A 13,293-nucleotide genomic window follows, 5' to 3' on the forward strand; every position below is an offset into this window, starting at 1 on the left:
GCCGGAGGCCCCCATGCTCGCACCCAGCTTTGAAGAAGAAGTGGACCGCTACCACCTCGCCGTGCCCGAGATCACCCGGGGCAACCCGGGACCCGTCAAGGACCTGTACTCCCGCCTTGACGACGTGACGCTGGCGAACCCGTTCGGCGGCATCGCCCGCGGCTGGGCGCAGGTGGAAGCCCGGCTGGACCAGGCTGCCCGGCAGTTCCAGGACGGCGAGATGCTCGGCTTCGACACCATCACGTCCTACACCGCGCGGGACACGGCCTTCCTGGTGGAGACCGAGCACTTCCGGGCGCGGCTGGACGGCGCCGCCGTCACCGAGGAGTTCGCGCTCCGCGTGACCAGCGTTTTCCGCCGTGAGGAAGGATACTGGAAACTCCTGCACCGCCATGCCGATCCCGCTGCCCGGCCACAGTCCCGCCGTTCCCTGAGCCAGCCCGCCAACAGCTGACAGGTTCCGCAGAAAAAGGCACACTGGGCACATGTTGCCTTTCCTGTTCCTGGCGTCGAGGGCCGAAGACGCAGCTGCCGAGGATGAGTATGCTGCCTACCTCCGGTTTGGCGGGCTGGAACCCTCCGGGCTCCGGCGCATCCGGCTGGAGGCCGCTCCCCTGCCCGAACTGGACCTGGACGGTTTCTCAGGCGTGATTGTGGGCGGCAGCCCGTTCACGTCCAGCGACCCGCCCGGGCACAAGACGGCCACTCAGCACCGCGTTGAGCGTGAGCTGTCCGGCCTCCTGGACCGGCTGGTAGCCCGCGACTTTCCGTTCCTTGGTGCCTGCTACGGCGTCGGCACCCTCGGGACGCACCAGGGCGCCGTGATCGACAGGACCTACGGAGAGCCGCTGGGCGCCGCGGACATCGAACTCACGGACGCCGGCCTGGAAGATCCTGTGCTCAGCGGCATGCCCAGGACCTTTACAGCCTTCACGGGCCACAAGGAAGCCTGCACCGCCCTGCCCCCGCACGCGGTGCTGCTGGCGCGGTCCGCCGCGTGCCCGGTCCAGATGTTCCGTATCCGCCAAAACCTCTATGCCACCCAGTTCCACCCCGAGCTGGACGCAGAGGGCCTGTGCACCCGCATCAACATTTACCGGTATGCCGGCTATTTCCCGCCGGAGTCGGCCGGGCAGCTGATGGACGAGGCCCGGCAGTTCACGGTCACCGAGCCGATGAACATCCTGAAGAACTTTGTGGCCCGCTACGCCTCGGGCGCATAGAAATGCCCGGCCGGTCCGCAGACCAGCCGGGCATTCCAAGTGAGGGGTGCGGCGTGATCAGGCCACGTTGTTCTCGTAGTCCACGTCGCGGGTTTCCTTGCTGACGAACAGCGCGATGAGAGTCAGGACGGACATGGCGGTCAGGTAGACACCCACCAGGACCGGGCTGCCGTCGGCCAGTTCCCACAGCGCGACGGCAATGAACGGAGCCACCGCTGCCCCCAGGATGCTGGAGAAGTTGTAGCTCACCGCCGAGCCGGTGTAGCGGACGTTGGTGGGGAACAGTTCGGGCAGCAGCGCACCCATCGGCCCGAAGGTCAATCCCATCAGGGAGAAGCCGATGATCAGCAGGGCCATAGTGCCGACGAAGCCGCCGCTGAAGAGCGGGACGAAGAGCAGGCCGAAGACGAAGATGCCGCCGGTGACCGCCAGCAGCATCTTGCGGCGCCCGTACTTTTCGGCCAGCGGTCCGGAAACCAGCGTGAAGATGCCGAAGAAGACGACGCCGGCAATCAGCATCCAGAGGAAGTCGTTGCGGGTGTAGCCGAGGCCGGAAACGAAGTTTGCCGCGGCTGCTTCGGTCATCGGCTTTCCGGCCTTTTCGGCCGCGGCCCGGGCAGCCTCCAGGCTGGCGGGGCGGGTGCCGTAGGTGAGGGTGAAGGTGGTCATCAGGTAGAAGAGCACATAGGTGGCAAGCATGATGAACGTTCCGAGGATCAGCTGGCGCCAGCTGGTCTTGAACACCCGGCCCAGGGGCAGCTTGGCTACCTCGTTGGACTCGATCACCTTTGTAAAGGCAGGGGTTTCGATCAGTTTCAGCCGGACGTAGAGCCCGATGATGACCATCACGGCGCTGAGCAGGAACGGGACGCGCCAGCCCCACGACTGGAAGTCCGCCTGGGACAGTGCGTAGCTGAAGACCAGGAAGATCACGTTGGCGATGATGAAGCCGATGGGGGCGCCCAGTTGGGGGAAGGTGCCGTAGATGGCCCGCTTGTTGGCCGGGGCGTTCTCCGTGGCCAGCAGCGCGGCGCCGCTCCATTCGCCACCCAGGGCCAGGCCCTGGGCGAAACGCATTACCACCAGCAGGGCCGGAGCCCAGAATTCCCAGCCGGGTACCAGCGCGGTGGGCAGGCAGCCAATCAGGAACGTGGCAATACCCATGGTCAGCAGGGATGCCACCAGTGTGCCCTTGCGGCCGAACTTGTCGCCGAAGTGGCCAAAGACAATCGAGCCCAGCGGGCGGGCGACAAATGCCACGCCGAAGACGGCAAAGGAGCTCAGGAGCTGGGTGGTTTCGTTCTGGTTGGGGAAGAACAACTGCGGGAAAACCAGGACGGCTGCGGTGGCATAGACATAGAAGTCGTAAAACTCAACCGTGGTGCCGATCAGGCTGGCGACGATCACGCGGCCGCGTGAGTTCACCGGCTGCGGGGATCCGGGCACCGTGGAGGTATCGGTGGATGACATAGGTAAACGCTTTCATGAGAACCGGCCAGGCCGTGCGTAGAGGCCCGGCTCGAAATAGTTAGAGTTCAATATTAGTTCCGGCGGTCCAGTCAATGGACGAAAGGTCCACTATCCGGACACGTGCTGTACGTCTCACTTCGTGGCCCCCAGCCTATGCCTCACGCTCCTCCGCGGCCACCGATAGGCAAATGTCACAGCCCGTTAACAAACATCGTCGGTCCGCGAAACGCGGCATCCCTACCTTGGAGGAACAACATCCCCCAAAAGGAGGTACCCCGTGACTGTTGACCGCACCGCTGATGCCGGCCCCGGCAATTCCCTGGATCTGGACGAAGCCGCAAGGCCCGGAGCCGCCGCATCCGCCAGCGCACAGCCCGGCCCTACCCGCACCACAGACGCCCCCGCCCTTGAATTCCGCCCCGGCCGCTGGATTGCCAACTGGGATGCCGAGAACAAGGAACAGTGGGAGTCCACCGGCCGCTCCATCGCCCGCCGCAACCTTAACTGGTCAATCTTCGCCGAGTTCCTCGGTTTCGTTGTCTGGCAGCTCTGGTCCATCGTGGTGGTCCAGCTGCCCGCTGCCGGCTTCAACTTCTCCACTTCCGAAATCTTCTGGCTGATCTCCATGCCCAGCCTCGTGGGCGCTACCCTACGCATTCCCTACACGTTTATGGTCCCCCGGTTCGGTGGCCGCAACTGGACCATTGTGTCCGCCCTGCTGCTCCTGATTCCCTCCATCGGCCTGGCGTTGTGCGTCTCCAACCCGGAGACTCCGTTCGGTGTGATGTTGCTCGTGGCTGCCCTTGCAGGTTTCGGCGGCGGAAACTTCGCCAGCTCGATGGCCAACATCACCTTCTTCTACCCGGCCCGGGAAAAGGGCTGGGCGCTGGGCCTGAACGCCGCCGGCGGCAACATGGGTGCCGCCGTCGCACAGCTCGCTGTCCCGATCGTGATCACCCTGCTGGCCGTCGGCACGGTCAACCTGCCCATGGCCGGCTGGATGTGGGTGCCGTTTATCCTGGTCGCTGCCTTTGGCGCCTGGAAGTTCATGGACAACCTCACCAGCGCCAAGGGTGACATCGCCGGTTCGGTGGCAGCGCTGAAGGAACCGCACCTGTGGATCATGGCCCTGCTGTACATCGGCACCTTCGGCTCCTTCATCGGCTTCGCCGGTGTGTTCCCCAAGCTGATCAAGGACTACTTCCCGGCGTTCTCCTCCATCGGAGTCGGCACGGTGGCACTCTCGCTGGCCTTCCTCGGCCCGCTGGTCGGCTCCCTGGCACGCCCCTACGGCGGACGCATGGCCGACCGCATGGGCGGCGCCCGGATGACTGTGGCCGCCTTTGCTTCCATGGCAATCATCACCCTCACCATGATCTGGACCCTGCCGCTGAAGAACTTCTGGCTCTTCCTGGCCCTCTTCCTGATGCTCTTCACCGCCAGCGGCTTCGGGAACGGTGCCACTTACCGGATGATCCCGGTCATCTTCGCCACCTCCAGCCGGGCAGCGCGAAACGGGGCAAGCTCGGTGGCCACCCAGCGCCTCGCATCCTCCGCGCTCGGCCTGATCTCAGCGATCGGGGCGTACGGCGGGTTTGTGATCCCGCAGGTACTGAACGCCTCAAACACTGCCAGCGGATCCTACACCCCGGCCTTCTACGGCTTCGTGGGGGCCTACGTCCTGATGCTGGTTGTCTGCTGGGCCTTCTACATCCGCAATGCCAACCGAAATGCGATGGGACACGTCTAACATGACCAAAAGCGCCGACACGCACTGCCCTTACTGCGCCCTGCAGTGCGCCATGACGCTCACGTCTCCAGCGGTACTGGCCCCGGCTTCCCAGCCGGGGTCAGTCCCCGTGTCAGCACCAAAGGCAGGAGGGCCCTCCGCCCGAGAGGTGCCGCTTCGTGCGCCCCTCCCTGCGCCCCTCGAGGTGAGCGGCCGGGACTTTCCCACCAACCGCGGCGGTCTCTGCCGCAAGGGCTGGACCTCCGCCTCGCTCTTGAACCACCCGGGCCGTGTCACCGAGCCCCTCCTAAAGGGCCCCGACGGCGTCCACCGCCCCATCAGCTGGGACCGGGCCCTGGAACTCGCAGCGGATGCGGTCAAAGACGCCCGCGCCCGCTACGGGCGGAATTCAGTGGGCGTATTCGGCGGCGGCGGCCTCACCAACGAGAAGGCCTACATGCTGGGCAAGTTCGCCCGGCTCGCCCTGGGCACCTCCCGCATCGACTACAACGGCCGGTTCTGCATGTCCTCGGCTGCGGCTGCAGGGATGCGCGCCTTCGGGGTGGACCGCGGGCTCCCCTTCCCGCTCGAAGCCCTGGACACCGCCAGCGCCATCCTGATGCTGGGCTCCAACGTGGCCGAGACCATGCCGCCCTTCGTCCAGCACCTTAAGGGAACGCGCGACGCCGGCGGGCTGATCGTGGTGGATCCGCGACGCTCAGCCACGGCTGCGTTTACGGCCGACGGCGGGGGCCTCCACCTCCAGCCCCTGCCGGGCACCGACCTTGCCCTCCTGCTGGGCCTCTCCCACGTGGTCATCCACGAAAACCTGGTGGACACCACCTACGTCGAGGAACGCACCTCGGGCTATGGCGCCGTTGTCCGCAGCGTGAACTCCTTCTGGCCGGAACGGGTCCAGTCCATCACCGGCGTCCCGGCCGAACTGATCCGGGAAACCGCCCGCAGGCTCGCCGAAGGTGCACGCAAAGGCGGCAGCTACATCCTCACGGGCCGCGGCGTTGAACAGCATGTGGACGGAACCGATACCGCCACGGCAGCGATTAACCTCAGCCTCCTGCTGGGACTGCCGGGTTCGGCCCGCAGCGGCTACGGCACCCTCACCGGCCAGGGCAACGGCCAGGGCGGGCGCGAGCACGGCCAGAAGGCCGACCAGCTCCCCGGCTACCGGAAGATCACCGACCCCGCCGCCCGCGCCCATGTTGCTGGCGTGTGGGGCGTCCCGGAGGACCTTATTCCCGGGCCAGGCCTGCCCGCCGTCCAGCTGCTGAAGTCACTGGGACAGCCCGACGGCGTCCGCTGCCTTTTTGTCCACGCCTCCAACATTGCGGTGGCTTCCCCCGACGCCAACGCCGTGATCAGCGGCTTGCGCAGCCTGGACTTCCTGGTGGTGTGCGATTTCTTTATGTCCGAGACCGCAGCCGAGGCGGACCTGATCCTTCCGGTGCTCCAGTGGGCGGAGGAGGAAGGCACGCTGACCAACCTCGAAGGCCGCGTGCTGCGCCGCCGTCAGGCCCTGACACCCCCTGCCGGAGCCCGCAGTGAGCTCTGGATCATGGCGAGGCTGGCCGAGGCCCTCGACGCGCCGTCCACCTACAGCGAGGACCCGGAAACAGTGTTTGAGGAGCTCCGGCGGGCGTCGGCCGGCGGGCTCGCCGACTACTCCGGCATCGACTACGCCATGCTGGACCGCGGGGAAGCCGCCTACTGGCCCTACCCCGCCGGCAGCACCGGCACGCCGCGGCTCTTCCTGAAGGCCTTTGCCCACGCCGACGGCAAGGCCGTGATGACCCCGGTGACGCCCCGCCGCCGTCGGACGCCTGCCGCCAACACCGATCCGGCGGCAAAAACCATGACCCTCATCACCGGCCGCCTCCTGGAGCATTACCAGTCCGGCGCGCAGACCCGCCGGGTGACGGAACTGCTGGAGGCCCGGCCCGAGGCGAAGCTGCAGCTCCACCCGGCCGCCGCGGATTCGATGGGGATCACCGATGGCGGGTTTGTGTCGGTGGCGAATGAACGCGGCGAGGTGCTGTGCCGGGTTGAACTGAGCACCGCCATCCGCCCGGACACGGTCTTCCTGCCCTTCCACTTCCCGGAACTCGAAAGCGCCAACCGCCTCACGGAGGCCGCCACGGACCCCATCTCGGGAATGCCGGAGTTCAAGTTCAACAAGGTGTGGGTCCGGCCGGCTGCCACACCGGTTTCATCCCACGTGCTTCAAACGACGGAGGCCTCATGAGCGAGCAAGTTGTCATTGTAGGATTCGGGCCGGTGGCTGCCCGGCTGGTTGATGAGCTCCTGCCTGCTGTCCGCAGCGGCGTTGTGACACTGACGGTGGTAGGCGCGGAGGCGGAAGCGGCGTACAACCGTGTACTGGTTGCCGACCTCGGCGTGGGGCGGACCACTGCGGATGCCCTGGCACTTTCCGACGCCGGCGCCCTGGCCGCGGAAGGGGTGGACATCCGCCTTGGCGTCCGCGTCCGCCGCGTGGACCGTGCCCGCCAGCAGGTCCTCCTGACTGACGGCGGGGTGGCCCATTACGACCGCCTGGTCTTCGCCACCGGATCGCGGCCGGTGATTCCCAACCTGACCGGCATCAACCCGGACCCCGCGGCTCCGGTGCTCCCGGCGGGTGTTACCGCGCTGCGTGACCTTCGCGATGCGGAGGTGCTGCGCCAGGCGGTGGACGGCGGCAAACGGGTGGTGGTCCTGGGCGGCGGCGTCCTGGGGCTGGAGACGGCTTTGGCCGCAGCGGAAGAAGGCGCAACCGTCACCGTGGTCCACAACGGGCCGCACCCGCTGGGCCGCAACATCGACCGCGGCGGCGGCGCCGTGCTGGCCGCGGGCCTGCGGCGCTGCGGCGTCCGGATGGCCGGCAACGCGCGTTCCACCGGAGTGGAGCACAACGCGCCCGACGGCGGGTTCTCCGCCCTGCTGCTGGATGACGGGTCAGCGATCGACGGCGACCTCCTGGTTCTCTCGTGCGGCGTCCGTCCCCGCACGGAACTGGCCGAAGGCTGCGGGCTCTCCACGTCCGCCGGGATCCTGGTGGACCACCGGCTCCGGGCCCACCATGAGCCGCACATCTTCGCCATTGGCGACTGCGCCGAAGTCCGCTGCCCTGATGCGGACTGTTCGCAGTGCAGGAATGCCAAGGGTCCGTCCGGCCTCGTTGGGCCCGGGTGGCGACAGGCTGAGTGGCTGGCAGAATACTTGACCCTCCTGGCGTCCGACGCTGCCGGGGAGGCCGAACTCTTGCCGGAATTGCCCGCCGAGCAGGCCGGCGTCATAGTCCTGAAGGCCCGGGGCATGAACATGGCAGTTGCCGGGGACAATGCTGCCGAGCCGTGGGACGAGGAAATCCTTGCTGCCGGTGCAGTCAACGGCCGCCCGCGCCTGCAGATCGCCCAGTGGGCGGATCCGGAACACGGCCGCTACGTCAAAATGACCACCCGCGGCGGTGTGCTGGAGGGCCTGGTAGCAGTGGGCATGCCGCGTACCGCTGCCGAACTGGTAGGACTGTTTGAGCGCGGCGCGGAGCTTCCGGCGGACCGGTCCCTGCTTTTGCGCCTCGACGGGCCGGACCAGCTGCCCGGCGCGGCCGCCGACCCGCAGGGAACCGTCTGCCGGTGTGCTGGCGTCAGCGGGGCGGCCATCGCAGGGGCCGTGGAGGGTGGCTGCTCAACCGTGGCCGAAGTGTCCAAGGCCACCCGTGCGGGCACCGGCTGCGGCGGCTGCCACGAGGACATCAAGGGTCTGATCGAAAAACACTTTCAGGCGGTGACCGCCGCCTGACCCCAGCCGCCCCTCAACAGGCGAACCGGGCTGTTACGCCGGCGCCTTCGGGATCATGATCCAGAGGGCGATGTAAACCAGTTCACCGATCCCCACCAGGCCAAAGATCACGAAGCCCAGCCGGACCAGGAATTTGGGGAGCCCGAACCGGGTGGCCAGGGCCGCGCAGACGCCGCCGATGATTTTGCCGCTGCGGGGACGGACGAGGGCTGTTGTCATGCGGCCACGCTACACCCATATCCGGCGGGCGAGGGAGCCCGGGTTTCGCTCCCCGGCCGCTCCCCGGCCACCGAAGCTACAGGTGGACGTGCAACCGGCGCGCCGCCTCCGAAATGGACCCGGTCAATGACGGGTACACGGTGAAGGTGCTGGCGACGTCGTCCACGTGCAGCTTCTGCTTCACGGCGATGGAGATCGGGAAGATCAGCTCCGAGGCATTCGGCCCCACCACCACACCGCCGATGACCGTTCCGGAGCCCTTCCGGGCGAAGATCTTCACGAAGCCGTCCTTGTGGTTGCGCATCTTGGCGCGGGCGTTGCTGCGCAGCGAAAGCTTGACCACATCGCCCTGGTACTTGCCGGAATCGATCTCTGCCTCGGACACACCAACATTCGCGATCTCGGGCGAGGTGAAGATGTTGGACGCCACCTGGTGCAGCTTGAGCGGGGTGACACTGTCGCCCATGAAGTGGGCCACGGCAATGCGGCCCTGCATGGCGGCCACCGAGGCAAGCGGCAGCACGCCGGTGCAGTCTCCGGCGGCGTAGATGTTGGGTGCGGTGGTGCGGGAGACGCCGTCCACCTTGATGTGGCCGCTTTCGCTGACCGCCACACCGGCTTCTTCCAGTCCTATGCCTGCGGTGTTGGGGATCGAGCCCAGGCAGAGGAGGCAGTGGCTGCCGGTGACCTTGGAGCCGTCGCTGAGGGTTACCACCACGCCGTCGTCGGTCCTTTCCACCGTCTCGGCGCGGGAGCGGGACAGAACACGGACACCGCGGCGCTCGAATACTTCCTCCAACACCACTGCGGCATCCACGTCGGAGCCCGGAAGCACGCGGTCGCGGCTGGAAATCAGCGTTACCTTCGAACCCAGGCCGTTGTAGGCAGAGGCGAACTCGGCTCCGGTCACACCGGAACCCACAACGATCAGGTCCTCGGGCAGTTCGTCGAGGTCGTAAATCTGCGTCCAGTTGAGGATCCGCTCGCCGTCAGGCCGGGCCGTGGCAAGCTCACGCGGATGGGCCCCTACCGCCAGCAGGATGGTGTCCGCCTCAACGGTTTCCGTACCCTCGGCCGTGAGGACCTCGATGGTGTGGTCGTCCACGAGCCGGCCGGACCCGGCCAGGATGCGGACCCCCTGGTTAGCCAGGCCGTCGTGGATGTCCTTGGACTGGCTGCGGGCCAGGTTGAGGAGGCGGTCGTTGATGTGTTTGAGGTCCGCGCGCATCACCGGCACAAAGTCGCCGCCGTCGACGTCGAACTTCACTCCCAGCTCCCCCGCCTCGGCGACGCGGGTCATCAGGTCTGCAGTGGCAATCAGCGTTTTGGAGGGGACGACGTCGGTCAGCACCGCTGAGCCGCCCAGCCCCGCCCGTTCGATGATGGTGACCTGCGCTCCGAGCGAGGCGGCCACCATGGCGGCTTCGTATCCGCCGGGACCACCTCCCAGGATTGCGATCCGGGGCGAGCTGAAGTCTGGATGCGTAGTCACAATCACTCATTGTCCTGCATCCTCCCCGCACCACCAAAGAAAACGGTCTCTCAGGAAAGCGGCGCAGGGGTGGGCGAAGGCGGAGAGGCAGGATAGCTTGTACCAGTGAGTACAACAGACTTCCTGAAGACCGATCCCTTCGCCGCCGCACGGGCCGCCGCCGAGTACATCGCCGAAGAAACGGGCGTGGACAGCCACGACGTCGCCCTCGTCCTTGGCTCGGGCTGGGGCGAGGCGGCCGACCTCATCGGCGAAACCACCGCCACCCTGTCAGCTGAAGAGGTTCCCGGCTTCCACGCTCCCGCGGTTGTTGGGCATGTGGGCACTATCCGCTCGGTGCTCACCAAGGGGGGCAAGCGGGCGCTGGTCCTGGGCGCACGGACCCACTACTACGAAGGCAAGGGCGTCCGGGCCGTGGTCCACGGCATCAGGACGGCAGCGGCAGCAGGCTGCAGCACCCTGGTCCTCACCAATGGCTGCGGCGGCCTCAACGAAGAGTGGGCTCCGGGCACGCCGGTGCTGATTAGCGATCACATCAACCTCACCGCGGCCTCACCCTTGGAGGGCGCCACGTTCGTTGACCTGACAGATCTCTACTCGGCGCGGATCCGCGGGCTCGCCCGGGAAGTGGACGCAACGCTGGACGAAGGTATCTACGCCCAGTTCCCCGGCCCGCACTACGAGACCCCCGCCGAGGTGCAGTATGCCAAACGCATCGGCGCTGACCTGGTGGGAATGTCAACGGCCCTGGAGGCCATCGCCGGACGCCACGCAGGGATGGAAGTCTTCGGGATCTCGCTGGTCACCAACCTTGCCGCCGGCATCAGCCCGCAGCCGCTCAGCCACCAGGAAGTGATCGAGTCGGGACAGGCCGCAGGTCCCCGGATTTCAAAACTGCTCGCCGAAATCATCGCCCGGCTCTAAGGCAGGGTGCGCCCACGCCCGTCGGGTAGCGTTAGGGCCATGACGTCTTCCGATGCCGATTTCCGCCTGCTCAACGAGGCCCGTGAATGGGCCGCCCAAGACCCGGACCCCCGGACTTCGGCTTCGCTCCTGGAGCTCGTCCGGAGTGTTGAGGAGGGCGCCCCGGTTGCCCGGCAGGAGCTCGAAGACAGCTTCCGGGGGACATTGCAGTTCGGCACGGCAGGCCTGCGGGCGGCGCTGGGCCCGGGACCCAACCGGATGAACCGGGTGGTGGTGCGCCGGGCCGCCGCAGGGCTGGCGGACTTCCTGCTCCAGGCAGTGGGCCAGGCGTCACCGGGAACGCGGCCGCGCGCCGTCGTCGGCTATGACGCGCGGTACAACTCGGACATCTTCGCGGAAGAAACCGCCGCCATCTTTACCGCAGCCGGGATAGAAACCTTCCTGATGCCGGCCGCACTGCCTACTCCCCTGCTGGCGTATGCCGTGCGGGCGCTGGAATGCGACGGCGGCGTGATGGTTACCGCCAGCCACAACCCTCCGCAGGACAACGGATACAAGGTCTACCTGGGCCGCCATGCCGTCACGGAAAGCGGTAACGGTGCCCAGATCGTGGCACCCTACGACGCGCAGATCGCGGCCCGCATCGACGCGGTCGGCCCGCATGAGACCATTGCGCTCGCCTCCGGCGGCTGGACGGTGCTCGACGACTCCCTGGCTGCGGGCTACGAACAGGCCACGGCAGCACTGGCCCTGCCGGAGCGCTTTCCCGCCCGGAATCTGCGCATCGTTCTCACCCCGATGCACGGTGTGGGGGGCGAAACCGCGCAGGCCGTGCTGAAGGCCGCCGGGTTCACTGACGTGACGCTCGTGGCCGAACAGGCCGAGCCGGACCCGGACTTTCCCACCGTCAGCTTCCCGAACCCCGAAGAACCCGGCGCGCTGGACCTGGCCCTGGAAACGGCGGAGCGGCTGGATGCCGACATCGTGATCGCCAATGATCCCGACGCCGACAGGGCAGCAGTTGCGGCAAAGGATCCGGACACCGGCGCCTGGCGGATGCTCCGCGGAGACGAAGTGGGCGCGTTGCTCGGAGCCCACATCGCGGCGCGGCTGGCGACGGACGATGCGAACGCCGCCGAGCAGGACAGCCCGGGGGTGTTCGCGAATTCGATCGTGTCCTCACGGCTCCTGGCACGGATCGCAACGGCCGCGGGCTACGCGCATGAGGAGACGTTGACCGGGTTCAAATGGATTTCGCGGGTGCCCGGGCTGCTGTACGGCTATGAGGAAGCACTGGGCTACTGTGTGGCGCCCGATGTGGTGAAGGACAAGGACGGCATCTCCGCGGCGGTTCTCATCGCGGAACTCGCTGCCGCGGCAAAGGCCGGCGGGAAGACTGTTTTTGACACCCTGGACGAGCTGTACCTGCAACACGGCCTGCACGCCAGCGATCAACTCAGCATCCGGGTGGCGGACCTGGGCCTGTTGGACGCCATGATGAACCGCCTCCGGGTCAGCCCGCCGGAATCCTTTGCGTCATCCGCGGTGGAGGTTTTTACGGACCTCGCCGAGGGCAGCGGGCAGCTCCCGCCCACGGACGGCCTTGTCTACCTCACCAGGGACCTTACCCGCGTGATTATCCGGCCCAGCGGCACCGAGCCGAAGCTGAAGTGCTACCTCGAAGTCATCCAGCACGTGGGCACCGCAGCTGAACTGCCGGCGGCCCGCCAGGCAGCGCGCGCAGCGCTGGACGAGGTGCTGCAGGACGTGAGCGAGGCGCTGGGGCTATAGCCGCGCGCCCCCGCGGCGGGATGCTGTTTAGAGTTCGATCTCGACGCAACCGTCCGCGATGCGGGTGTTGAACGTTGCAAGGCTTAGGCCGGGGGTGCTGAAGCACTCGCCGGTCTCCAGGTCATAGACCTCTTTGTGCAGCGGGGAGGCGATGGTGGGACGGGCTCCCCGGGATCCGAGGATTCCCCGGGCCATCACGTGTGCTCCGGTGGCCGGGTCCTCGTGGGCCACCGCGAACACTTCGCCGGGTCCGGTGCGGAATAGCGCGATCTGGCGTCCTGCGACGAGGGCTGCTTCACCCCAGGCGGGTTCCAGATCATCCACCAGGCAGACGCGGTGCCAGCCGGCCGTGATGCCCGGTACGGCCTCATCAATACCGGCCGCGGGTGCCCCAAGTTCCAGTGTTGCCGTCATGTCGGCTCCTCTCCCTGTGCGTGTAATCCTTGCCTTTGGCCGCCTCTGCAGCCGTTTTCCACGCTAGGCCGCGGGTGTTTCAAAGGGGTGCAGTGAATGTGTCCGGCGCGTAAAAGACACCTCACGCAGCCGGAAACGCGTTCGTGATGCAGAAGTTAAGTTGACGAAACATTTGGGAAACTGAAGCGAAACTGCGGCTCCCTAGTCTGGAGGAA

The 13,293-nt window shown here is 66.9% G+C and carries 11 protein-coding genes; 7 read left to right on the plus strand and 4 right to left on the minus strand.

The genetic code is table 11. The features are described 5' to 3' along the window. Positions 1–13 precede the first annotated feature (13 nt). Together ACFVYC_RS11210 and ACFVYC_RS11215 are read left to right on the plus strand one after the other, a co-directional pair. Entirely contained in the window at positions 14–454 is a 441-nt protein-coding gene (locus tag ACFVYC_RS11210) for a YybH family protein (RefSeq protein ID WP_387549843.1), read from the plus strand. A 31-nt stretch (positions 455–485) separates the two neighbouring features. Continuing rightward, complete coding sequence (locus ACFVYC_RS11215; protein WP_387549844.1) at positions 486–1,223, plus strand: glutamine amidotransferase; 738 nt, start codon at positions 486–488, stop codon at positions 1,221–1,223. Positions 1,224–1,280: 57 nt separating this feature from the next. Here the strand turns inward: ACFVYC_RS11215 and ACFVYC_RS11220 are convergent, their stop codons facing one another. Beyond that, positions 1,281–2,693, minus strand: a complete 1,413-nt coding sequence (locus ACFVYC_RS11220) for an MFS transporter (protein ID WP_387549846.1) — start codon at positions 2,691–2,693, stop codon at positions 1,281–1,283. Positions 2,694–2,970: 277 nt separating this feature from the next. Here ACFVYC_RS11220 and ACFVYC_RS11225 point away from each other — a divergent pair, with 277 nt between their 5' ends. Genes ACFVYC_RS11225 through ACFVYC_RS11235 form a run of 3 tightly spaced genes read left to right on the plus strand, consistent with a single transcriptional unit; the run spans position 2,971 to position 8,238 of the window. After that, the gene (locus tag ACFVYC_RS11225) at positions 2,971–4,443 is read left to right on the plus strand and encodes an MFS transporter (RefSeq protein ID WP_387549848.1); all 1,473 of its coding nucleotides are present in this window, start codon (positions 2,971–2,973) and stop codon (positions 4,441–4,443) included. 1 nt (position 4,444) lies between these two features. Continuing rightward, positions 4,445–6,682 carry a molybdopterin oxidoreductase family protein gene (locus tag ACFVYC_RS11230; RefSeq protein ID WP_387549850.1) on the plus strand — a complete coding sequence of 746 codons (2,238 nt, stop codon included), beginning with the start codon at positions 4,445–4,447 and terminating at the stop codon, positions 6,680–6,682. After that, positions 6,679–8,238, plus strand: a complete 1,560-nt coding sequence (locus tag ACFVYC_RS11235; protein ID WP_387549852.1) for an FAD-dependent oxidoreductase — start codon at positions 6,679–6,681, stop codon at positions 8,236–8,238. The genes ACFVYC_RS11230 and ACFVYC_RS11235 overlap by 4 nt, the downstream gene beginning before the upstream one ends. Before the next feature lie 33 nt (positions 8,239–8,271). On the opposite strand, the gene ACFVYC_RS11240 is transcribed toward ACFVYC_RS11235, so the two are convergent. After that, positions 8,272–8,457 carry a PspC domain-containing protein gene (locus ACFVYC_RS11240; RefSeq protein WP_387549853.1) on the minus strand — a complete coding sequence of 62 codons (186 nt, stop codon included), beginning with the start codon at positions 8,455–8,457 and terminating at the stop codon, positions 8,272–8,274. Between the two features lie 76 nt (positions 8,458–8,533). Further along, complete coding sequence (locus ACFVYC_RS11245; protein ID WP_387549855.1) at positions 8,534–9,949, minus strand: NAD(P)H-quinone dehydrogenase; 1,416 nt, start codon at positions 9,947–9,949, stop codon at positions 8,534–8,536. A gap of 105 nt (positions 9,950–10,054) precedes the next feature. On the opposite strand from ACFVYC_RS11245, the gene ACFVYC_RS11250 reads away from it, so the two are divergent. Continuing rightward, positions 10,055–10,873 (plus strand): purine-nucleoside phosphorylase, encoded by an 819-nt coding sequence (locus ACFVYC_RS11250; protein WP_387549857.1) that lies wholly within the window; start codon positions 10,055–10,057, stop codon positions 10,871–10,873. A 39-nt stretch (positions 10,874–10,912) separates the two neighbouring features. Further along, positions 10,913–12,664, plus strand: coding sequence for a phospho-sugar mutase (locus tag ACFVYC_RS11255; protein ID WP_387549859.1), 1,752 nt, complete (start codon positions 10,913–10,915; stop codon positions 12,662–12,664). A gap of 27 nt (positions 12,665–12,691) precedes the next feature. On the opposite strand, the gene nirD is transcribed toward ACFVYC_RS11255, so the two are convergent. Then, entirely contained in the window at positions 12,692–13,078 is a 387-nt protein-coding gene (gene nirD, locus ACFVYC_RS11260; RefSeq protein ID WP_387549860.1) for a nitrite reductase small subunit NirD, read from the minus strand. Positions 13,079–13,293: the final 215 nt, after the last annotated feature.

Source organism: Pseudarthrobacter sp. NPDC058329 (assembly GCF_042879835.1).
GTDB lineage: Bacteria > Actinomycetota > Actinomycetes > Actinomycetales > Micrococcaceae > Arthrobacter.

Excerpts from the sequence above, each read along its gene's own strand:
- ACFVYC_RS11210 (WP_387549843.1), top strand. The coding sequence starts at position 14 with ATGCTCGCACCCAGCTTTGAAGAAGAAGTGGACCGCTACCACCTCGCC.
- ACFVYC_RS11215 (WP_387549844.1), top strand. The coding sequence starts at position 486 with ATGTTGCCTTTCCTGTTCCTGGCGTCGAGGGCCGAAGACGCAGCTGCC.
- ACFVYC_RS11220 (WP_387549846.1), bottom strand. The coding sequence starts at position 2,693 with ATGTCATCCACCGATACCTCCACGGTGCCCGGATCCCCGCAGCCGGTG.
- ACFVYC_RS11230 (WP_387549850.1), top strand. The coding sequence starts at position 4,445 with ATGACCAAAAGCGCCGACACGCACTGCCCTTACTGCGCCCTGCAGTGC.
- ACFVYC_RS11235 (WP_387549852.1), top strand. The coding sequence starts at position 6,679 with ATGAGCGAGCAAGTTGTCATTGTAGGATTCGGGCCGGTGGCTGCCCGG.
- ACFVYC_RS11240 (WP_387549853.1), bottom strand. The coding sequence starts at position 8,457 with ATGACAACAGCCCTCGTCCGTCCCCGCAGCGGCAAAATCATCGGCGGC.
- ACFVYC_RS11255 (WP_387549859.1), top strand. The coding sequence starts at position 10,913 with ATGACGTCTTCCGATGCCGATTTCCGCCTGCTCAACGAGGCCCGTGAA.
- nirD (WP_387549860.1), bottom strand. The coding sequence starts at position 13,078 with ATGACGGCAACACTGGAACTTGGGGCACCCGCGGCCGGTATTGATGAG.